Origin of the sequence: Rhodococcus sp. 05-2254-2, assembly GCF_002259095.1 — a bacterium.
Lineage (GTDB): Bacteria > Actinomycetota > Actinomycetes > Mycobacteriales > Mycobacteriaceae > Rhodococcoides.
In genome coordinates, this window is sequence record NZ_NOZJ01000004.1 from 264,724 (window position 1) to 285,468 (window position 20,745).

Here is a 20,745-nt window from a genome sequence, read left to right on the forward strand (position 1 = left end):
CCGCTATCGGTCGACGATAGTGAACAATTAGGTGCGGGTCAGCCGATGCCGGGGATGAAGCCGGGGTAGACGAAGTGCCCGGGACCTCCGCCGGGCAGCAGCTGACCCGTTGAACCCGGGTAGTTCATGTTCAGCAGAATCAGCTTGTGCGGGTTGCCATTCGAATCGGCCTGCCAGCAGGAGGACAGCACGCCGTGAAATCCGGTGCACACGATGCGGGTGCTGTTGCCGTAGGGCGAGGTCAGTCGATTCTTGCTGACGAACGGATTCCAGTAGTCCGGATCCTGTGGCGTGAGGAATCCGGTGACGTCCTGCGGAGCCGACGGACTCGGATACGGCGGGGGAGTGGGCCACTCGTCGGCTGCGGCCGTTCCCGTTCCGAAGGCAGCGGCACCTGCAATGACGCAAGCAATGACAGCGGTGCGACGAAACATCTCGATCGACTCCTTCGCGGGACGGGCACCCAATAGACCACAGACACTCGTCTCGCGGGAACACTTTTGCGTCGCGCCGCCGAGAGCATCACGATCGCGTCTCGGATTCGTCCGGTCCATAACGCTCGGGACGTTTGCTCGAGGTAACGTCACCTCATCTTCGGCCGATGTAGAGACTCGACCGGTGTAACTCGACGAAAAGGTGAAACAGCGTGCCACGATCTCGACGACACGGCTTCCGGCGAATCGGTTCGGCTACGGCCGTCGCCCTCGCAGTGGCGATTCTCCCGACCGCGCTGATGACGCCCGTCGCGTCCGCGGAAGAGCTGCCTGCGGCTACGACGCAGTCGAGCAACGGATCGAGGATCGAGTCGGTCAACACCCTCGAGAACCGCCAGGTCCAGCTCCAGGTGTACTCGGCGTCCATGAACCGCACCATTCCCGTGACGGTGCAGAAGCCGGCCGACGACAGCGTGTCCCGCCCTGTGCTGTACCTGCTCAACGGCGCAGGCGGCGGCGAGGATGCCGCATCGTGGCAGTCGCAGACCGACGCCGAGGCCTTCCTGTCGGACAAGAACGCCTACATCGTGACTCCGCAGAAGGGCAAGTGGTCCTACTACACCGACTGGCTCCAGGACGATCCGAAGCTCGGCAGCAACAAGTGGAGCACCTTCCTCGGTGAAGAGCTGCCCCCGCTGATCGACGCCCAGTTCGACACCAACGGTCGCCAGTCGCTCGCAGCGCTGTCCATGACGGGCACCTCGGTTCTCAACATCGCGATCAAGTACCCGGGCAAGTTCACCGGCGTCGCGGCGTACAGCGGCTGCGCTCAGACCTCCGACCCCATCGGTCAGCAGTTCGTCAAGCTCGTCGTCGAGACCTACGGCGGCGGCAACGTCGAGAACATGTGGGGACCGCTCGACGGCCCCGTGTGGCGCGAGAACGACCCGCTGCTCAACGCCGAGAAGCTCCGCGGAACGCAGATCTACATGAGCACCGGCAGCGGACTGCCCGGTGCCCCGAACGACACCTTTGCCAACCCGCGTCTGAAGAACGACCCGGCGACGCTTGCCAACCAGGTCATCGTCGGCGGTGGCATCGAAGTTGCCACCAACTTCTGCACCTCGAACCTGGCCAAGCGCCTCGATCAGCTCGGTATCCCGGCCACCGTGGACTTCCGCCCGGTCGGAAACCACTCGTGGGGCTACTGGCAGGACGACCTGCACAACTCCTGGCCGTTCCTGGCGGGATCGCTCGGAATCTGATCTTTCCAGCACCGAACAACGGCCACCTGCACCTCGTGTGCGGGTGGCCGTTCTTCGTTGTCCAGGGCGGTGGATCGACGTACTGATCGAACGTATGATCGAACGATGGCACGGCGCGCACAACCTCGACCGGCGTCTGCCGTGCGCCCGTTCAAGCTGCTCCGACCACCGCTGAAGGTGTGGATCGACCTGAACATCCTCTACCCGCTGCCGCCGCACCACGCCTCGAAGTTCAATCCCGAGGGATTCGATGTGCGACGCGTCGTGCCGGGAGATCTGGTCGAGTGGTCCATCACCGTGGACGGAGATTGGCTGGGCCGCGTCACGTACGAGTTGATGTCACGAGACCGCAGCGAAACCGTCACTCACTGGGTACCCAGCCGGGCACTCAAGCCGCTGTAGGACGCAGAAAGCCCCGCCTCGATGGAGGCGGGGCTTTTCTGCGCAATTACCTTCAGAAGCTGTGCTTGCGGGCCTTCTTGGCGAGCTTGCGGGTGGTGCGCTTCGACGGAACGAACAAGTGCGCAGCGCTACGGCGACGGTTGCGTCGACGGATCAGTACGAACGCGACGGCACCGGCCGCGGCTGCGACGGCTGCGATGATCGGAGTGCCGACCTTCGCAGCCTGGGCGACATCCTCGGAGTCGATGTTGCGAACCGTGTTCTTCACGTCGTCGGCGACGGCGGAGGCCTTGTCGGCTGCCTTGTCGGCGACCTGCGAGGCCTTCTCCTTCACGTCGTCGGCATCGACGTTCGAGACCTTGTCCTTGACGGTGTTCTTGACGTCCTCGGCCACGTCGGACGCCTTGTCCGCGACATCGGCGGCTGCGTGCTTGGCCTCCTTGGCGGCACCGGCTGCGGAGTCGGCGGCGCTTTCGGCGACGTCGGAGACCTTGTCGGCGGCCTGATGAGTGTTGGCCTTCGCCTGATCCTTGGCACCCTCGGCGCGAAGGCTGTCGTCACCGGTTGCCTCGCCGGCCTTCTCCTTCGCAGTCCCGGCCAGTTCCTCTGCCTTGTGCTGAGCCTTGTCGATGAAGTCGGCCATCGGTGCGTACCTCTTTCGTGTAGGTCGTCTCCGGATACCCGGAGCTGGGGGCGTCGCGGACGACGCCGTTAGGTATGAGTCGAAATCGACGCTCCGAAACATACGTCCGACGGGCGTGTTCCGGGTCACTATCGGTGGGGATGCTCGATGTCGCGCAGTTCCCTGGTGCCGTCGGGCCCGCATTGTCAGTTCACGTGCTGGAGAATCACCACGATCGAAGCGATGCCGACCAGCAGGGCGATGTTGGGCTTGCGGTAGCGATGCAGGATTGCGACGAACTCGCGCAGGAACGCCGTCGGTGCGTAGAAACGTGCCGTGTCGGCTCCCGTCACATGGGCGTCGAGACCCAGATCGCGAGTGAACGCGGCCGTTCGCAGGACGTGAAAGTTGCTGGTCACCACGATCATCGGCTCCGACCTCAGGTCCGACGACTCGAGAAGGTCCCGCGTCATCGTCAAGTTCTCCCGAGTGTTTCGCGAGCGCGCCTCGGCGAGGATCAGTTTCTCGGCCACACCCTTGCCGATCAGGTACTTCTTCATCGCCGTGGCCTCCGCAGTTTCCTCGTCGGACCCTTGCCCGCCGGATACGACCAGGGCCGGGCGATGTCCGGACGCCACTTCGGCGTTGTACACATCGAGGGCGCGGTTCAGTCGGCTCTCGAGAAGAGGCGTCACGGTTCCTCCCGAGCCCAGCCCGCATCCCAGAGCAACAACGGCTGAACTTCCTTTCGGTGGCTCCAAGTGTCCGTAGATCAGCGCGTGGACAGAGAACGCGGCGAGCTGGACGCCGAGGCAGACCGAGAACAGCACCCCTGTCCAGACCGCGGCCAGCAACCACAGGGGCAGAGTGTGCGTTTCCAGCACGGCCGCCACTGCGACGAACAGCCCGACGCCCAGCGTCACCGCAACCGCCAGAGCAAGTGGCAGTGCGGTCGAGAGTCGGAGCCCTTCGCGCCTGATCACCACCAGCCCATTGATGGCCGCTGCGCCCACGAGTCCGATTGCCGTCAGCAGTATTGCCGTCAGCACCGCAACGACGAGAATCGCCTCGACCCGGGCGTCCAGCCGATGCAGCAGACTCAGCGATCCGATCGCCAGCGCAGCGAGAGCCGCAATGACAGTCAGGCCGTTGGACAGCCGACGCGGGTCTCGCCGGATACGGACGAACGACGTGACGACCAAGACGACGGCCAACGCGAGTAGGAGCATGGTTCGAACCTGGTTCCGGTCAGGGGAGTGGTGTCGTCAGTGCGGCAGCGACCAACTCGACGAGGGTGTCGATGTACGGGGTGAAGGTGTCATCGGTGGTTCCGACGTCGGAACTGCGGCTCAGGGCCCATTCCTGGGCGAAGATGTTGGCGGCACCAATAATTGCGAGAATGACCAGGCGATAGTTCCTGTTCGGCAGTTCTCCTCGTGCTGCGGCGGTGGTTGCAAGGGAGTCGAACATCTCGACGATGACGTCTCGCTGGTTCATGCGCCACAGTTCGATGTCGGTACTGACGCCGACCACTTCGACGTAGCAGACCCGAGCCGACATCCTGGTGCGACACGTGACGCCGAGGTACGCCCGGATTGCGGCGTCGATCGACGCCAACACCGGTTGCCGACCGTCGGCGGTCAGTGCCTCTCGTGCAGCGTGCTCGCCGTCCTGATTCATGGTGGTGACGATCTTCTTGAGCAGCTCCGACCGGCTTCCGATCTCGCGATAGAAGTGACGGGTCGACACGTTCGATTCCGCGCACAACATCCCGATCGTGGTCGCCGCGTACCCGTGGCTGCCGAACAGAGCGATCGCGGTGTCCATGAGACGGGCGATGCGTTCGGAGGATCGCTCCTCGGGCGACCTGCCTGCGTACTTCCGATCGCCCATGGGGTCGAGAGTACTGACCGGGCCCGCTGCCGTTGTCGACGTCACGGAACGGAATGAACCGCTCGCGAGCTCGTTACGTGCGTCGGCGCGTGAACGGTCGCTTCGGCCACTTCGAGCGCACCGGCTTGTATGCGCCGGACAGGGCACGTCGCTCGAAGTCCAGGCCCGATCCCCTCGACGCCAGTAGGACGAGAGCGATGACTCCTGCGGCCCCGACCGCCACTGCAGTCATCGGATTCTGGTTCCCTGTGCTGTGTGGATGCAGGCAACAGGTGATGTGTGGTTCATGAGGGGTTCCTGTCTTCGGTGTGCGGTGAACACTGTCATTGACACCGCCACTCGTCAATGGCACATTGTGTGATGTAAGTCGCGATCCGCCGCACAGTCGGGCCGATCCGCGATGGTGTTCGGTGAGACAGCGAGGCACGACGTGACGACAAGCCGAGTTCGATGGCCCGAGTTCGACGGCTCCGTCGACAACTTCCAGGACGTTCTCATCATCGGTGCAGGCATATCGGGCGTCGGAGCCGCATATCGCCTGCAGCAGATGGCACCGGAGCTCAGCTACACCGTCCTGGAAGGTCGCGAGCGCGCAGGCGGTACCTGGGACCTGTTCCGGTACCCCGGAATTCGGTCGGACAGCGACATCTTCACGTTCTCGTTCCCGCACACGCCGTGGCAGGGAGACACCCTGCTCGCGCACGGCGAAGACATCCGCAATTACATCGTCGATACCGCGTACGCGAACGGTATCGACGAACACACCGATTTCTCGACGTCGGTCGAGGCCGCGAACTGGGATTCGTCGACGGACCTGTGGACCGTCGAGACGCTTTCGAGCGGTGTTCCGAAGACCTATCGCAGCCGATTCGTGTTCCTGTGCACCGGATACTTCGACTACTCGGGCGGGTACACCCCCGATCTTCCCGGGGCCGACGAGTTCTCCGGGCAGATGGTGCACCCTCAGCAGTGGCCCGAGGATCTGGACCACTCGGGCAAGAGGGTCGTCGTGATCGGAAGTGGCGCAACCGCAATCACTTTGGTGCCCTCCCTGGCAGTCGAGGCCGCGTCGGTGACGATGCTGCAGCGCTCGCCCACCTACATCGCGTCACTGCCGATGACCGACCCGTTCACCACGCTCACTCAGCGCGTACTGCCGGACTCCCTGGCGCACAGTGCATTGCGGTGGCGTAATGCACTGTTGATGGTCGGCTCGTATCAGTTGTGTCGACGCGCACCGAAGACGGCCCGCAGGGTGTTCCGGGCCATGACGAAGGCGCAATTGCCGCGGGGATACGACGTCGACAAGCACTTCGATCCGATGTACGCCCCGTGGGACCAGCGACTGTGTGTGGTGCCGGACGGCGACCTGTTCAAGGCCATTCGTTCCGGTCGTGCGACCGTGGTGACCGACCGAATCTCCCGCGTGACCGCCGACGGCATCGTCCTGGAATCCGGAGACGAGATCCCGGCCGACATCATCGTCACTGCAACGGGGTTGAAGCTCAAGGCCTTCGGTGGCATCGCGCTGTCACTGGACGGAAAGCCCTTCGCGGCGCACGACAAGTTCGTCTACAAGGGGCACATGCTCGAGGACGTGCCCAACGTTGCCTGGTGCATCGGGTACACGAATGCATCGTGGACGCTCAAAGCCGACATGACGGCCAAGGCGGTGGCGAAACTGTTGGTGTACATGCAGTCTCACGGCTACACCCACGCAATTCCCGACCGAGCGGGCAAGCCGGTGGAATCTCGACCGGTCGTGGACCTCGCATCGGGATACGTCACGCGATCCTTGGACGAGCTACCCAAATCGGGGACCGAGCGGCCCTGGTCGGTGAGGCAGAACTATATTCTCGACAGAATAGACGCGCGCTTCGACGATCTCACCGAATCGATGACGTTCGGACGGACCGTGCCTGCACGGGTGGCCGGCCCCGAAGCAGTAGACGCTCGCACCGGATAAACGAGAACAGATCGGACCGCAATGACTTTCGACATCGAGGGGCCCGCGCTCGCGCACACCATCCGCGGCGAGGGACCGACCCTGGTGCTGATCCATGGGATAGTTCATCGGCAACACGCCTGGGACAGCGTCATCGAGACACTCGCGCAGCACCGGCGAGTGGTGACGGTCGACCTGCCCGGCCACGGTGATTCACCTGAACTACCCACCGAGGAGTTCGATCTCGGCCCGTGGATCGTCGCCGAACTGGAGCGGTTCCTCGAGCACGTGGCGGTGGACGGCGAGAAGCCGCACGTGGCCGGAAACTCGTTGGGTGGATACTTCGCCCTCGAACTCGCCGCCCGCGGATCGGTTGCCTCGGCCACTGCGCTCTCGCCGGCCGGATTCTTTCGCGGACACTGGGATCAGACGCGTGCGCTGCTCGTGTTCCGATTGCTGCGCGCGTTGTCCCGAGTGATCAGCCCGATCGCACCGGCCGTCATGCGTTCGGTCGTCGGTCGCACGATCGCCAACGGTGTCTTCTACGCCAAGCCGTGGCGAGTTCCCGCCGCGACGGCCACCATCGACGCGCTCAGTATCACCACCAATCGGGCGATCGACGCAGCGGGTAACGCAGTGCCGCGCTTCAGCATTCCGGTCGACGAGGATGTTCCGGTCACCGTCGCGTGGGGGCGTCGCGACTGGGTTCTGCCGGTGTATCAGGCACCGCTGGTGCGTCGAACCTTTCCGCAGGCGGACGTGACGACGTACGCGGGGCTCGGGCACGTACCGATGTCGGACGATCCGGAGCTGGTGGCGTCGATTCTGTTGAGGGGATCACGAACCGTCTCGCAGTCGGCGTGAGCGTTCCGGAGAAGGTCGACGGCCGAAGCCACCGGTGGCGCGATCATCGGATCACGCGGCGGCGTGAACTGCTCGACTGCACTCTGGACACCATCCGACAGCAGGGTCACAACATCGGCATGGACGACATCGCCTCTGCGAACGGAGTCTCGAAAACTGTTCTGTACAAGCATTTCACCGACAAACGGGGCCTGACCGACGCTGCCATGGCGCGATACGTCGAGACCGAGCTGGTGCCTCGGATCAAGGACGCGATGTCCGAGGACCTCGACGAGTATCACCTCACCCGGGCAGTGATTTCAGCCTACGTCTCGACGGTCGACACGGATCCCGAGATCTACATCTACGTCCACGCCAACAACGCCGTCTCGGGCAACCAGGACGTCATCACCGCGGCGGAGGGGCTGATCGCCGAGCTCCTGGCCACCGTCATCGCCGACAGATTCCGAGAGCGTGAGTTCTCCACGGCCGGTTCGATGCCCATCGCCTTCGCAATGATCGGTGCTGTTCGATTGGCGTCACACTGGTGGATCTTCGATCGAACCATGACGGCCGAGGAGCTTGTCGACTACCTCACCATGATGGTCTGGAGCGGAATTGCTGGCATAGCGCGCGCCGCGGGCTCGGCCGAGCGATTCGCGTCGGAATCTCACCCGTTGATCGACGAGCCGTGAGGGCTCAGTCCGGGAGCGCGATGTTCCTCGCGGCCACCGCTGCGGCCACTTCCTCCGGGAGAATGTTTCTGAACAGGAACAGGTCTCGACCCAAGACCCATTCCGGTGCGAGTGCAGCCGAGTAGCGCTCGAAGTAGCCGAGCTGCTTGCCGAACAACACCAGTTCCTCCGGTGTCGCGATACCCCAGCGCCTGCCTGTCTCGACCAGAGACGCGACGAGTTTGCTCAGGTCGACGCGGGCGGCTCCTCGACCCAGAATCGGCTCGAACAACTTCCTCAGCTGCAGACCGATCAGCTTGTCGCCCAGAGTTGTTCCCTCGGTGATGCCGAGCATGCGGATGCGTCGCGCAGCTTCGGTGTAGTTGCCGTCGAACAGGGAGGCACGGAACATCTCGCGAAGTACCTCGCGCCACTGCTCGGGTAGTTCCCCGACGATTCCGAAGTCCAGGAATCCCACCCGTCCGTCGTCCAGTGCCCACAGATTGCCGGCATGTACATCACCGTGGAAGGGGCCGTGCAGCACAACGGCTTCCAGCCAGACCTTGACGCCGCGACGCAACTGCAGCTCGGAATCGAGCCCGGCGAGATCGCCCGGCGTGATACGGCCCACCGGGGTTCCTCGAACTCGTTCCATGCAGATCACCCGGGGTCCGCAATGGCTCCAGTAGATGTCCGGAACCATCACGTGAGAATTGTCCCCGAAGACATACAGGTTGTCGCGAAAGCGTTGCTGACGCAATGCTTCTGCTGCACTGTCGAGTTCCTCGGCCGTCAACTCGTCGAGGTCACGGACAACGGCCGTCGCGTTGGCGATGCGGAAGACCTCGAAGAACCTCTCCAACAACGACGCACCGGTGAAGGCCACCCGTAGATCGACTCGCATGCGACGACGGATTTCGGGCCGCTGTACTTTGACGACCGCCTCGCGCCCGTCGGGTAGCACGCAGGCGTGGACCTGCGCCACGGATGCTGCCGAGAGCGGCACGTCGTCGAACGAGGTGAACAGTTCCGCGATACTGTCACCCAGGTCGCGTTCGATGACACGGCGAGCCTTGTGGGCCGGGACGGGTGGCACACCGTCGAGCAAGCGCAGACACGCATCGGCAAGAACCGGGGGGAACACACCGGGCGACGACGCCATGAGTTGTCCCAGTTTGACGAACGTCGGCCCCAGCGCCTCGAATCCTTTGACCACACCTTCGGCTAGGGAGACCGTGAAGCGACGGCGTTTGGCGAGCCAGGACACCGGCCAGCGAACGACGGCGATCGCTGCGGCAGCCAGGAGTACCACGGTGATCCACGCGGCCCGGCCCAACTCTTCGAGACCGAAATGTGTGAGGTCGGGATACGCGATGTCGAGGGCCTCGGTAGGCGCTCCGTCGGAGTCGGTGTCACGGCCCATCGCGTCGGGCATCAGCGGTCGAACACCGCACGGATCGCCTGGGATTCGGGCACGGACTGGCATGCCAATCGAACCCCGTGTTCGAGCTCGTGCTCGTCGAGTGTCTCGTTGGCGAGCATGGTCACAGTGCCCTCGGTGAGTGTGTACGCGCAGCCGCCGCACGTCCCTTCGCGGCACACGTACGGCGGATCGAGACCGAGCTCGAGGAGTCGGTCGAGAAGCTTGGTGCCGGAATGCCAGGCGAATTCGGTCTCTGTTCCGTCGATCTCGACCTGAGCGGTGACGGATTGTGCATCCGATTCGTGAGCCGACGTGGTGTTTTCGCTCCGGAACGGATTGGAGTCGAAGGAGGAGAACACCTCTCGATGCGTTCTGCGTGCGACCGTGCCGGTGCGGGCGAGCCACTCCTCGGCGACGTTCATGTACTGCGGCGGACCGCACAGGAACGCCTCGCACTCCGGCGGAACGGCCGCATTCATCGTGGCCAGCCCTGCAGCAGTCGGCAATCCCGAGTCCGACGTGTACCAGTGATGCACGTCGAGTCGACCGGGAAAACGAGACCGAAGTTCGGTCAGTTGTTCCGCGAAAATCACCGAGTCGCGGTTCTGGTTGGCATAGACGAGGGTGATGCGATTCTCGTGCTGCACCAGCGCGGTTTTGATGATCGACATCATCGGCGTGATGCCGCTACCGGCGGCCAGAAGTACGAAATCGACGTCCCAGTTCTCCGGTCCGAACATGCCCGACGGCTTCAGCGCCTTCAGTCGCATCCCTCGAACTGCGTTGTCGTGCAACCAGTGAGACGCGAGCCCGTCCTGGATTCGTTTGACCGTCACGGTGGGAAACGGGTCGCGTACCGGGGAGCTCGAGAAGGAATAGCAGCGGGCCACCGAACCGCCGTCGGTGCAGGGGATCTCCAGTGTGAGGAACTGTCCCGGCGCGTACCGAAAGTGTGTCTCCGCATGCTCGGGGACCGCGAATCCGAGCGAGACGGCGTCCTCGGTCTCGTGGGTCACCTCGGTGATTTCCAGCTCGAAGATTCCCGCCTCGGGACCGCTGGTCGACGTACCGAGGTCTGCCGGTGGTGCGCTCCTGAACATCGTCACTTGTTCCCTCTTTCGGGCTCGTTGCGTGTCGGTCGTCACTGTCGCACACTTCGCCACCAATTAATAGGCCATTGACAAATGGCGAATAGCGGGTGAAGGTGACGAGGTGACTTCGACCACGAACGACGACTACCTGCCGCGCGGCGCATTCGGTGCCGGGTCTCGGCGAACGCGACTGGCAGCGTTGATGACTCGGCTGATGCTGCGCCCGATGACGAACCTGCTTCCGACGTCCCGCAGCGGCATCGAGTTCTCCCGACGCCTCGTCGCTACGTCGATGAACCTCTTCGGTCCGGTGCCGAAGGGGACGAGAGTGGACATCGTGGGCGACGGCCCGGTGCGCGGCGAATGGGTGCGAGCACCCGGCCTGACCCCTGGCCCCCGCGTGATTCTCTACATCCACGGCAGCGCGTACGTCATCTGTTCGGCACGGACGCATCGTGGTCTGACCGCGCGGTTGTCCTCCGCGACCGGCCTGCCGGTGTTCACGGTCGACTACCGGCTGGCCCCGGAACACCCGTTTCCCGCCGCCGCCGACGACCTCGAATCCGCATACCGCTGGCTACTCGGCCAGGGGTACGACGCGGCGAACATCGTCATCGCCGGGGACTCGGCCGGCGGCCACCTCGCTGCCGACCTGCTCATCGAGAACGACCGGACCGGGACGCCTCAGCCGGGGGCGATGGTGTTGTTCTCGCCGCTGGTGGATCTCGACTTCGAGCTGTCGGCTCGGATGGAGCGTACGCGCAAGGACCCGATGATCTCGGCGAAGGCAGCGCGAGGACTCGTGGCGCTGTACACCGAAGGCCACGACGCCGATCTGCCGCGATTGCGGCTCGACCTCGCGCTCGCACGCGACCTGCCACCCACCCTGATCCAAGTCGGCGGGGTCGAAATGCTGCGCGGCGACGCTCGACACCTCCACTCCATGATCGACGCGGCAGGCGGACGAAGTGAACTCGAGATCTGGCCCGACCAGATGCACGTGTTCCAGGCTCTCCCGCGGCTGATCCCCGAGGCCGCTCACGCGCTCGAGCGTGCAGCCGAATTCATCACCCATGCACTCGACAACTCAGTTGTGCAACAAGATTCGAAGGAACAGGTAAGTCGATGAGAAGCAAGAACGGAAAACCGTCGTACGGGTCAAGAGCGGTCGTGACCGGCGCGGGCAGTGGCATCGGCCGGGCCTTCGCACTCGAACTGGCTCGTCGCGGCGGAGCAGTCATGTGTGCCGATATCTCGTTGCCGCGCGCGCAGGAGACGGTAGCGATGGTGAACGCCCTCGGTGCCACCGGATACGCCGTCGAATGCGATGTGTCGATCCGCGAGAACGTCGAGGAGCTGGCGCTACGTGCCGGCATCGAATTCGACGGACCGACGACGGTGCTGATCAACAACGCCGGCGTCGGGATCGGTGGAAAACCCGTCGGCAACATCGGTTTCGAGGACTGGAACTGGGCCTTGGGGATCAACCTCTGGGGAGTGATCCACGGCTGCGAGGTGTTCACGCCTGCGCTGCGGGCCGCCGGCGAGGGCGGAATCATCAACGTCGCCTCCGCCGCAGGCTTTGCCGCCGCGCCTCTGATGGGTCCGTACAACGTCGGCAAGGCGGCAGTGATGTCGCTGTCGGAGACGATGGCGGCGGAACTGTCGGGTACCGGTGTGCGCATCTCGGTTCTGTGCCCCACGTTCGTCAAGACCAACGTGGCCGTGGACGGCCGGATCACCGCCAGTTCATCGCGGCTGGCCGAGATGGCGATGCGCTGGACCGGACGCTCACCGGACAAGATCGCTGCCCGAACACTCGATGCTTTCGACAAGGGTCGGCTCTATGTCGTTCCCCAGTTCGACGCCAAGGCCGTATGGCGATTCAAGAGACTGCTGCCCGCGGTGTACGTGCGTTTTCTCGGGTTGCTCAATCGGGTCATGCCCGCCGACCAGGACGCAGCGAAGAACGAATCCCTCACTACTACAACCACAGGAGCCTGACATGGCAATGGACTTCGATGACATGTTGACCAAGATCAAGGACCGTCAGTGGGCGTTGGCGGACATCGATTGGGACGGCCCGGGAGCCGAGACCATCAGCCCCGAACTGCACGCCAAACTCAAGCCCTTCATGTCCGATCTGATGTGGATCGAGAACGTGGGCGCTCGCGGCTTCGCCGCCATGGCGCTCAAGGCGCCGAACGAGACGCTGGCGGAGATCTACCGCTACTTTCACGCCGAGGAGCAGAAGCACGCCAACGCCGAACTTGCTCTCATGCGGCGGTGGGGCATGCTCGACGGCGACGAGATGCCCGAGCCCAACATCAACGTCAAGCTCGTCATCGACTGGCTGGACAAGCACTCGGACGGGCTGTCACTGGCCGTACTGGGCACCGTCATTCCGATGCTCGAGGTCGCATTGGACGGTGCGTTGGTCAAATTCATCATGGACGAGATCGACGACCCGGTGTGTCAGGCGGTGTTCAAGAAGATCAACTCCGACGAATCACGGCATCTTGCAGTCGATTTCGCGGTGATCGAGCTGCTCGGGCATTCGCGAATGCGCAAGATTCTGGTCGACACCGTCGGCGCGTGGATGAACCCGGCCCTCATCGTCGGAACGCTGCGGTACATCCCGCTGCTGAACAAGATGCGCGACAACATCGTCGAGATGGGTGTCGACGAGGAGCGCCTCTACACCGCGATGAAGCGGTTCAAGAGTGTCGGTCAGCGCAATCCCGTTGCGCTGCGGGTTCCCATGTACCGCATCGTGCAGTGGCACGGCAGCATCGTGATCAATCGCAAGCACCCGTACCACCTGCTGGCGGACGGCCTGGTGAAGCTCACGCGCCGGTACCCCACGAAGACTCTCAATTCCGAGCCGACCTGGGCCAAGGAACTGACCTACGAGCCCGTCGCATGAGCGAGTTCGATGTGCGCGACGGTGTACTCGATGCGGTGATCGTCGGCGCAGGGTTCGCCGGAATCGGTTCCGCTATCCGACTGCGCAACAAAGGTATCGACAACTTCGTCATCCTCGAACGCGGAAGCGCAGTCGGAGGAACCTGGCGCGACAACACCTATCCGGGCGCAGCGTGCGACATCCCGTCCAGGCTGTACTCGTACAGCTTCGCGCCCAACCCCAACTGGTCGCACACCTACTCCGGCAGCGGTGAGATTCTCGAGTACATCCACACGATGGTGGGGGAGTTCGAAATCGAGTCGCGTATTCGATTCGGCCACAACGTCATCGACATCATCTGGAACGAGGCGGCCGGGCATTGGCACCTGAGCATCGACGGGCGTGCCGACGTTCGGGCCCGCACGGTGGTGATGGCCTCGGGACCACTCGCCAATGCCAGCCTGCCGAACATTCGGGGCATCGACACCTACGAGGGACACAAGATCCACAGTGCTCGGTGGGATCACGACTACGACTTCGAGGGAAAGAAGATCGCCGTCGTCGGAACCGGGGCGAGCGCGGTGCAGATCGTTCCCGAACTGGTGAAAATCGCCGATACGGTCAAGGTGTTCCAGCGCACCCCGGGCTGGACGCTGCCCAGAATGAACCGAAAGACACAGGGCAGCACCAAGCGTCGCTACGCCCGGTATCCGCAGGCCCAGACCCTGGCGCGTTCGCTGTGGTTCTGGGGCCACGAGTCCGTCGCCCTGGGTGTCGTCTGGAAGACGCCGCTGACGCGCATCGTCGAACTGGTCGGTCGCGCGCATCTGCGTCGTCAGGTTCGCGATCCGTGGCTGCGACGCCAGCTGACCCCGCGGTTCCGGGCCGGCTGCAAGAGGTTGTTGATGACCAGCGACTACTACCCGGCCTTGCAGAAGCCGAACTGCACGCTGGTGACGTGGCCGATCGCAACGCTCTCGCCCAAGGGAATTCGGACCGTGGAAGGCGTCGAGCATCAGTTCGACGCCATTGTGTTCGCCACCGGATTCGATGTCTCCAACACCGGAACCCCCATCCCGATCACCGGGCGCGACGGCCGGGTACTGGCCGACGAGTGGAGCGCAGGGGCCAAGGCGTACAAGAGCATTGCCGTATCGGGCTACCCGAACATGTACTTCACCTTCGGCCCGAACTCCGGACCGGGGCACAGCTCGGCCCTGGTGTACATGGAGGCCCAGATCGACTACCTCGTCGAGGCGATATCCCTGGTGCTCGACGGCAACCTGCACAGCGCCGATGTGCGCCAGGACGTTCAGGATGCCTACAACCGGGAGATGCAGCGCAAACTCGCCAAGACGACCTGGAATTCCGGTTGCAGCAGCTGGTATCTCACCGAGGACGGCTTCAACGCCACCATGTTCCCCGGTTTCGCCACCCAGTACGTCAACCAGCTCAGAAGCGTCGAGCAGGGCGATTTCACCATGATCCCGCGCCGCGTCGAACGGCCGCGAGAACCGCTGCGGGTGCACGAGAGCGCGCTGCCGTTGCGATGACGTTCGGCTTCGGGTCCGCCTTCCGCCGCGTGGTCGACGTATATCCTGTGGGTCGACGCGCGGCGGAGGTAGGGAGCTCGGTGGAGTATCGAATCGACGACTTGGCCCGAGAGGCCAAGACGACCACTCGCAATGTGCGGGCGTACCAGGAACGCGGACTGCTTCCGCCGCCCACGCTCCGCGGTCGCGTCGGTATCTACGACGACGATCACCTGACGCGACTCAAGGTGATCGACTCGCTGCTGCAACGAGGGTTCACCTCGGCGCACATCGCGGATTTCCTCTCGGGCTGGGAGCAGGGCAAGGACCTGGAAGAAATCCTCGGCCTGCAGGAAATCGTGACCCGCAGGTGGTCGTCGACCGAGACCACGGTCATCCCCGTCGAACTGATTGCGCAATTTCTCGGTGAGGACAACGACGACATCGTTGCCCGACTCATCGAAGCGAAACTGATCAGAATCGACGGAGATCAGGCCGAGATACTCGATCCCACTCTCCTCGAGGTGTTCGTCGATCTGAGCCAGTACGGCTTCACCCTGGAGGAACTCCTCGACCAGCACGAGAGAACCGCATCGAAGATGAACGCCATCGCCGAATCGATGGTGGGGAGCGTGACCGACCATTTGGCCGCGAAACACGGTCCGGGGTGGCTCCCCAAGTCGGGGGAGGTGGCCGAGACCACCGAGATGTTCGAGAAGATGCGTAGCCTGGCGATGAAATCGGCACAGGCGGAGTTGGCGCGTGCCCTCGATCGCGTCCAGGAACAGGCACTGAGTGACTACCTGTCGCAGACACTGTCCAGGCGGAGCGAATGACTGCGGTTTGAACACTGCGACAATCGGACATACGTCACTCTCGACAGCCGAACGGCGGCTGACCGCCTTAGGGGGCACCATGAGATTCGTTACGTTGATCGTTCTGGTCTGGCTCATCATCGGCGCATTCGCGTCGTACCAACGTGGTTACTTCGAGAGCGCACCCGAGAACTGCGGCGGAGCGGGCACCATCGCCCTCACTGTCGTCGCAGGACCGCTCAACTACTTCGGCATCAACCCCGAGGTCACCGACTGCAACGTCACCGTGCCTCAGCCGAGTGAGTGATCCGAGTCTCTGACCGCGCGCCCGCGGTGCACCTTCCTTAACCTGGTGAGGTGTTCCGCGGACGTCTGTTGCTGTTTCTGGCCTTCGCGATCCCGGTTGTCCTGGTGTCTGCGATCGGTGTCGGCGGCTACGTCGCGTTCACGAAGGCTCGCGTCGATCCGATGACCACGGCCGACGCCATCGTCGTACTGGGCGGCGAACACGACGGCCGCGAGGCGTACGGCATCTCGCTCGCCGAGCAGGGTCTGGCGAAGACGGTGGTGCTCTCCGATCCCTACGGTTCCCGCGACCCGACCATGAAGAAGTACTGCGCGGCATCGACGACCGAGTTCGAGGTGCTGTGCATTCCGCCGACTCCGTCGACCACACGCGGAGAAGCGATGTTCACCGAGGAACTCGCCCGCGAGCGAGGGTGGAACCACGTCATCGTCGTCACGTGGCGCTACCACCTACCCCGCGCCCGGTACATCTTCGACCAGTGCTTCGATGGAACCGTCACGATGCGTCCGACGCCACGTGCCTACGACTTCTCCCTCGTCGAATGGGAGTTCACCTACCTCTACCAGATCGCGGGCTTCGTCAAGGCGGGCGTACAGGGACCGTGCGAGAACTCGGCGGACGACTGATCCGGGCGGGTCAGAAAATCTTGTGATAGAGCGTGATGCCGGACTTCCACGCCAGGAATCCGAACATCACGGCAGCGATTCCACCCACCACGTTGGCAGCGAAAAATACTGTTGCGCTGCGGTACTCCTGGTTTCTGGTGAGCCGAAGCGTAGCCAGCGCCACCGTGGCCAACGGGGCCACCGACGCCAGAAATCCGATGCCCACCAGCGAACGAAACCGGTCCGGTGGATCGAGAGCGAACACCAACCCCAATGCCGCACACGCCAGCAGATTGAGCGCGGACAACCGTCGCCTGGACCTGATGGCGTACGAGAACACGAACTGCCCGAGCGCAGCCAGCCCACCCCCGACGGCCACCAGAATCATGGTCGTCATCGAATGCTGCTCGGCCTCGGCTTGGTGATCGCCGCGCCGAGTGCCATGGCGATCAACGCGATGATCGGCGTTCCCACCAGATACACCACCGAATTCCATGCACCGCGATGCGTCACCGCTTGGAACGCGTACAGGCTGAAGGTGGTGAACCCGCACGCCAGCCCGAACAGGGCGGCGCGGGCAACCGGGGCGGGCCGTCCCCACAGGTAGCCCAGGCCAGCGCCGACGACGAGGCACCCGAACACGTTGACGCCGAACGTGCTCATCAACAGCCACCTCGGCGATCCTCGCCACGTCCAGACCTCGTATCGCAACGCCGCACCGACCCCGCCACCGACGGTGACCGCAAGGTACTCACCGAACGATCGACGACGGTCCGCTCCCTGCAGTGCCTCGATCATCGAAGCGAGCCTAGTGGGAGTCGGGCCACTCGGCCGAGTGGAAGAAGGTCGGCCAGGGTGGGCCGGGGTAAAGTCGGCGTGTGACTGCGGACGACACGGGCCTCGGGCCCCAGCACTTCGATGTGATCGTGGAATGGCGTGACCGGGACGTGGTTCTGGCGGTGTCCGGTGAACTGGATCTGGTGACTGCTCCCGATCTGTCCGAGTCGGTAGCTATCGTGCTCGAGAAATCGCCGACGGCTGTGGTGATCGATCTCAGTGATGTGGGATTTCTCGCGTCCGCCGGCATGTCCCTGTTGGCGTCGACGCATCAGCAACTCGGTGGCAACGCCGGGTTTGCCGTGGTCGCGGATGGTCCGGCCACCGGTCGTCCCCTCACTCTCGTCGGTCTGGACGAGGTGTTCGGAATCTATGCAACGGTCGACGAAGCATTCGTTGCACTTCACGCGGGTAGATCCTGAACTTTTGGGTAGACGGGATTCATGATGGCGACTCTCTCCGGAGGTGACGACTCACGTACCGACAGTTCCATCTCGACGGCAGGTGCGCGAATGGAAGAACTGCTGTTCACCGGCGAACCTGCCGACGCCGATCGAGCGTCGGAGCTTCGTCGTGAGCTCGGTGACTGGTTGGGCAATGTGGGCGTCGACCCCGATCGTGCGTACGACGTGGTGCTCGCCACGTACGAGGCAATAGCGAACAGCGTCGAGCACGCATACCGAGACCACACCGACCGCGGAACACTCGACATTCGAGTCTCGTGTGCCGCGGAGGGGCGAATAGAAGTGAAAGTGACCGATCGCGGCGACTGGGCATCGCACAACTCCGATCCCAACCGCGGGCGGGGTGTGCCGCTCATGCGGGCGTTGGCCGACAGCGCCGCCGTCACCTCGGACCAGAACGGTACGACCGTGCACATGATCTGGGACGCGACCTAGCCCGACCCCGTACATCCGGCACACTGGTGCCATGGTCGACGTGCAGATCGCTACCGCAGAGAAGAAGAAGATAACGGTCCCGAATCTGCGTGTGCTGTGGCAGTTCGTCCGCCCGCACCGTCGCACCCTGTCGCTCGGCCTGACCCTCGGCCTCGTCGGCACTGGAGCTGCACTGGCGACGCCGATGGTAGCCAAAGGAGTGCTCGACGGCCTCGGCACCGACGCCTCCCTGATCCAGCCGGTGCTGATTCTGGTGGCTCTGCTCGTGGTGGGTTCGCTGGTGCTGTACCTGCAGTGGATCGTGCTGGGGGTCCTCGCCGAACGCGTGGTCCTCGACGCCCGTAAATCCATTGTGCGCAAGTACTTCGGTGCCACGGTGGGAAGTCTGGGCACTCGGCCCACCGGAGAGCTCGTCACCCGGGTCACCTCCGATACCGTTCTGCTGCGCGAGGCCACCTCGAATGCGTTGGTGGCCATAGTCAACAGTGTGGTCGGCCTCGTGGGCGCACTGATTCTCATGGCTGTGCTGGATTTGGTGCTGCTCGGCGCGATCGCCTCGGCCATCATTGCGATCGCAGTGTTGTTCGCTCGCCTGATGCCTCCTATCGCCGTCGCACAGCGGCAATCCCAGGAGGCAGTGGGCCGCCTCGGCGGAATTCTCGACGGCACTCTGCGGGCGATTCGTACCGTCAAGTCCAGCAGGGCCGAGGCCCGCGAATCGGAGCGGGTCATCTCCGAGGCGCGAATCTCCGCCCAGCACAGCGTCAGAGCGGTCAAGATTTCCGCGTTGGCCTGGACGTTCGCCGGGGGCGGAGTGCAGTTGGCGATCATCGGAATCCTCGGTCTCGGCGGCTACCGCGTCAGTACCGGGGCATTGGCCGTGTCCAGCCTGATCGCATTTCTGCTCTACGCATTCCAGGTGATGGGCCCGGTGTCCACCCTGGCGACGAATATCACCGCATTGCAGGCCGGAATGGCCGCGGCCGCCCGTATCCGCCAGATCGACGACTTGGTCACAGAAAAGGGTGAGACGGGTCCCGCGAGGTCGGCGAGGACCGAAACGCCCGCTCCGGCTCTCGAATTCCGCAGCGTCACAGCCCGATACGCACCGGGTAGGGAGCCGGCCGTGCGCGGTATGGACCTCGCGGTGCCTGCGCGTGGACACACCGCGATCGTCGGACCGTCGGGAGCAGGCAAGACCAGCGTCTTCTCGTTGATCCTGCGCTTCCTGACCCCCGAGTCCGGCGAGATCAGGCTCGGCGGAACCCCGTACGACGAGCTGACCATCGACGAAGTGCGAGCGCGGTTGTCCTACGTGGAGCAGGAGACGCCGGTGCTTCCCGGCTCGATCCGCGAGAACCTCCTGTTCAGCCATCCCGAGGCCAGCGAAGCCGACATCTGGGCTGCGCTCGAGTCGGTGCACCTGGACTCGGCGATCCGCGCGCTGGACGAAGGGTTGGACACCGACCTGATCGGATCGACCGTCTCCGGAGGGCAGCGTCAACGAATTGCATTGGCCAGAGCCATCGTTCGTCGTCCGGAAATCCTTCTGCTCGACGAGGCCACAGCGCAGGTCGACGGCCGCACCGAGGCGGCAATCCACGAGGTGATCCGATCGATCGCGACCGACTCCGCCGTCGTGACCATCGCGCACAGGTTGTCCACCGTGCTCGACGCCGACACGATCCTGGTGATGGAGGACGGTGTGGTCCGCGCCAGGGGCACGCACTCCGAGCTCATGAACACCGACTCGCTCTACCGAGAACTGGTGGCCGCGTTGCGAATCGGCGACAACGCAGCGCTGACGAAGCCGAGCCGATAACCCCCGGCCGGTACCCTAGCGCCCGGAGTCGGATTCGGATTCGGTGGTGCTGCTCTCGTCGTCGGAATCGTCCGAATTTTCCGCGGAGGTGGTGGTGGTTCGATCCGAGGACGGGGTTCGGCGCGGGCTTCGCGTCGTGGTCTCGGACCGATCCGGAGTGGTCGTCGTGGGACGAGCAGTGGTGGGTACCGCGACCTGCCAGGTGGGCGAGGGCGGCACGATGACGATCGTCGACGTCGGTGTCGTCTCGACCGAACTCAGACTGTCCGACTTCAGAGCGGGCGGACGAACGGTCTGGCTCGTGTCGTCGAACGCGCCACCGAGAGCACCGATGGTCAAGCCGACTGCGACTGCCACTCCGGCGCTCGCCACTGCTGCCGACGCGATGACCTTGTCGCGCATGCACAGACCCTAACGCCGTGGCCGGACCC

The 20,745-nt window shown here is 63.9% G+C and carries 25 protein-coding genes; 15 read left to right on the forward strand and 10 right to left on the reverse strand.

Annotation, left to right across the window (positions count from 1 at the left end; genetic code table 11):
* Positions 1-38 precede the first annotated feature (38 nt).
* Positions 39-434 carry a hypothetical protein gene (locus CH283_RS07370; RefSeq protein WP_094640870.1) on the reverse strand — a complete coding sequence of 132 codons (396 nt, stop codon included), beginning with the start codon at positions 432-434 and terminating at the stop codon, positions 39-41.
* A 299-nt stretch (positions 435-733) separates the two neighbouring features.
* Between CH283_RS07370 and CH283_RS07375 the strand changes: the two genes are divergently transcribed.
* Both CH283_RS07375 and CH283_RS07380 read left to right on the forward strand, forming a co-directional pair.
* Positions 734-1,699 (forward strand): alpha/beta hydrolase, encoded by a 966-nt coding sequence (locus CH283_RS07375; RefSeq protein WP_373455116.1) that lies wholly within the window; start codon positions 734-736, stop codon positions 1,697-1,699.
* A gap of 105 nt (positions 1,700-1,804) precedes the next feature.
* The gene (locus CH283_RS07380) at positions 1,805-2,101 is read left to right on the forward strand and encodes a hypothetical protein (protein ID WP_032376174.1); all 297 of its coding nucleotides are present in this window, start codon (positions 1,805-1,807) and stop codon (positions 2,099-2,101) included.
* A 52-nt stretch (positions 2,102-2,153) separates the two neighbouring features.
* On the opposite strand, the gene CH283_RS29115 is transcribed toward CH283_RS07380, so the two are convergent.
* The 4 genes from CH283_RS29115 to CH283_RS28230 all read right to left on the reverse strand — a co-directional run bounded on the left by CH283_RS29115 (position 2,154) and on the right by CH283_RS28230 (position 4,848).
* Entirely contained in the window at positions 2,154-2,744 is a 591-nt protein-coding gene (locus tag CH283_RS29115) for a CsbD family protein (RefSeq protein ID WP_068055598.1), read from the reverse strand.
* 185 nt (positions 2,745-2,929) lie between these two features.
* Positions 2,930-3,952 (reverse strand): YdcF family protein, encoded by a 1,023-nt coding sequence (locus CH283_RS07390; protein ID WP_094640783.1) that lies wholly within the window; start codon positions 3,950-3,952, stop codon positions 2,930-2,932.
* A gap of 19 nt (positions 3,953-3,971) precedes the next feature.
* Positions 3,972-4,616: a TetR/AcrR family transcriptional regulator gene (locus tag CH283_RS07395; protein ID WP_094640784.1), complete on the reverse strand. Its 645-nt coding sequence runs from the start codon at positions 4,614-4,616 to the stop codon at positions 3,972-3,974.
* Between the two features lie 73 nt (positions 4,617-4,689).
* Complete coding sequence (locus CH283_RS28230; protein WP_176460194.1) at positions 4,690-4,848, reverse strand: hypothetical protein; 159 nt, start codon at positions 4,846-4,848, stop codon at positions 4,690-4,692.
* A gap of 168 nt (positions 4,849-5,016) precedes the next feature.
* Here CH283_RS28230 and CH283_RS07400 point away from each other — a divergent pair, with 168 nt between their 5' ends.
* The 3 genes from CH283_RS07400 to CH283_RS07410 are packed head-to-tail and all read left to right on the forward strand — an operon-like array spanning position 5,017 to position 8,099.
* Entirely contained in the window at positions 5,017-6,582 is a 1,566-nt protein-coding gene (locus CH283_RS07400) for a flavin-containing monooxygenase (RefSeq protein ID WP_094640785.1), read from the forward strand.
* A 21-nt stretch (positions 6,583-6,603) separates the two neighbouring features.
* Positions 6,604-7,425, forward strand: a complete 822-nt coding sequence (locus CH283_RS07405; RefSeq protein WP_094640786.1) for an alpha/beta fold hydrolase — start codon at positions 6,604-6,606, stop codon at positions 7,423-7,425.
* Positions 7,422-8,099 carry a TetR/AcrR family transcriptional regulator gene (locus CH283_RS07410; RefSeq protein WP_094640787.1) on the forward strand — a complete coding sequence of 226 codons (678 nt, stop codon included), beginning with the start codon at positions 7,422-7,424 and terminating at the stop codon, positions 8,097-8,099. Before CH283_RS07405 ends, CH283_RS07410 begins: the two co-directional genes overlap by 4 nt.
* Positions 8,100-8,103: 4 nt before the next feature.
* Here CH283_RS07410 and CH283_RS07415 read toward each other — a convergent pair whose 3' ends face one another.
* Complete coding sequence (locus CH283_RS07415) at positions 8,104-9,513, reverse strand: ABC1 kinase family protein (protein ID WP_094640788.1); 1,410 nt, start codon at positions 9,511-9,513, stop codon at positions 8,104-8,106.
* Positions 9,513-10,601 carry a ferredoxin--NADP reductase gene (locus CH283_RS07420; RefSeq protein ID WP_094640789.1) on the reverse strand — a complete coding sequence of 363 codons (1,089 nt, stop codon included), beginning with the start codon at positions 10,599-10,601 and terminating at the stop codon, positions 9,513-9,515. Before CH283_RS07420 ends, CH283_RS07415 begins: the two co-directional genes overlap by 1 nt.
* A gap of 112 nt (positions 10,602-10,713) precedes the next feature.
* Between CH283_RS07420 and CH283_RS07425 the strand changes: the two genes are divergently transcribed.
* The 7 genes from CH283_RS07425 (at position 10,714) to CH283_RS07455 (ending at position 16,777) form a co-directional block, all read left to right on the forward strand.
* Positions 10,714-11,721: an alpha/beta hydrolase gene (locus tag CH283_RS07425; protein WP_306437458.1), complete on the forward strand. Its 1,008-nt coding sequence runs from the start codon at positions 10,714-10,716 to the stop codon at positions 11,719-11,721.
* Positions 11,718-12,596, forward strand: a complete 879-nt coding sequence (locus CH283_RS07430; protein ID WP_094640790.1) for an SDR family NAD(P)-dependent oxidoreductase — start codon at positions 11,718-11,720, stop codon at positions 12,594-12,596. The genes CH283_RS07425 and CH283_RS07430 overlap by 4 nt, the downstream gene beginning before the upstream one ends.
* A gap of 1 nt (position 12,597) precedes the next feature.
* Positions 12,598-13,518 carry a reductase gene (locus CH283_RS07435; RefSeq protein WP_094640791.1) on the forward strand — a complete coding sequence of 307 codons (921 nt, stop codon included), beginning with the start codon at positions 12,598-12,600 and terminating at the stop codon, positions 13,516-13,518.
* Positions 13,515-15,050 carry a flavin-containing monooxygenase gene (locus CH283_RS07440; protein WP_094640792.1) on the forward strand — a complete coding sequence of 512 codons (1,536 nt, stop codon included), beginning with the start codon at positions 13,515-13,517 and terminating at the stop codon, positions 15,048-15,050. Before CH283_RS07435 ends, CH283_RS07440 begins: the two co-directional genes overlap by 4 nt.
* An 80-nt stretch (positions 15,051-15,130) precedes the next feature.
* Positions 15,131-15,865, forward strand: a complete 735-nt coding sequence (locus tag CH283_RS07445) for a MerR family transcriptional regulator (protein WP_094640872.1) — start codon at positions 15,131-15,133, stop codon at positions 15,863-15,865.
* 79 nt (positions 15,866-15,944) lie between these two features.
* Positions 15,945-16,151, forward strand: coding sequence for a hypothetical protein (locus tag CH283_RS07450; protein WP_094640793.1), 207 nt, complete (start codon positions 15,945-15,947; stop codon positions 16,149-16,151).
* A 50-nt stretch (positions 16,152-16,201) separates the two neighbouring features.
* Positions 16,202-16,777: a YdcF family protein gene (locus tag CH283_RS07455; RefSeq protein WP_094640794.1), complete on the forward strand. Its 576-nt coding sequence runs from the start codon at positions 16,202-16,204 to the stop codon at positions 16,775-16,777.
* A 10-nt stretch (positions 16,778-16,787) separates the two neighbouring features.
* Here CH283_RS07455 and CH283_RS07460 read toward each other — a convergent pair whose 3' ends face one another.
* Both CH283_RS07460 and CH283_RS07465 read right to left on the reverse strand, forming a co-directional pair.
* Positions 16,788-17,153, reverse strand: coding sequence for a CrcB family protein (locus tag CH283_RS07460; RefSeq protein ID WP_068055485.1), 366 nt, complete (start codon positions 17,151-17,153; stop codon positions 16,788-16,790).
* Positions 17,150-17,554: a fluoride efflux transporter FluC gene (locus CH283_RS07465; protein WP_094640795.1), complete on the reverse strand. Its 405-nt coding sequence runs from the start codon at positions 17,552-17,554 to the stop codon at positions 17,150-17,152. Before CH283_RS07465 ends, CH283_RS07460 begins: the two co-directional genes overlap by 4 nt.
* A gap of 125 nt (positions 17,555-17,679) precedes the next feature.
* On the opposite strand from CH283_RS07465, the gene CH283_RS07470 reads away from it, so the two are divergent.
* The 3 genes from CH283_RS07470 to CH283_RS07480 are packed head-to-tail and all read left to right on the forward strand — an operon-like array spanning position 17,680 to position 20,314.
* Positions 17,680-18,015: an STAS domain-containing protein gene (locus CH283_RS07470; RefSeq protein ID WP_373454883.1), complete on the forward strand. Its 336-nt coding sequence runs from the start codon at positions 17,680-17,682 to the stop codon at positions 18,013-18,015.
* Positions 18,016-18,036: 21 nt separating this feature from the next.
* Entirely contained in the window at positions 18,037-18,492 is a 456-nt protein-coding gene (locus tag CH283_RS07475; RefSeq protein ID WP_068055479.1) for an ATP-binding protein, read from the forward strand.
* Between the two features lie 31 nt (positions 18,493-18,523).
* Positions 18,524-20,314 carry an ABC transporter ATP-binding protein gene (locus CH283_RS07480; RefSeq protein WP_094640796.1) on the forward strand — a complete coding sequence of 597 codons (1,791 nt, stop codon included), beginning with the start codon at positions 18,524-18,526 and terminating at the stop codon, positions 20,312-20,314.
* 15 nt (positions 20,315-20,329) lie between these two features.
* Here CH283_RS07480 and CH283_RS07485 read toward each other — a convergent pair whose 3' ends face one another.
* Positions 20,330-20,716 (reverse strand): hypothetical protein, encoded by a 387-nt coding sequence (locus tag CH283_RS07485; RefSeq protein ID WP_094640797.1) that lies wholly within the window; start codon positions 20,714-20,716, stop codon positions 20,330-20,332.
* Positions 20,717-20,745: the final 29 nt, after the last annotated feature.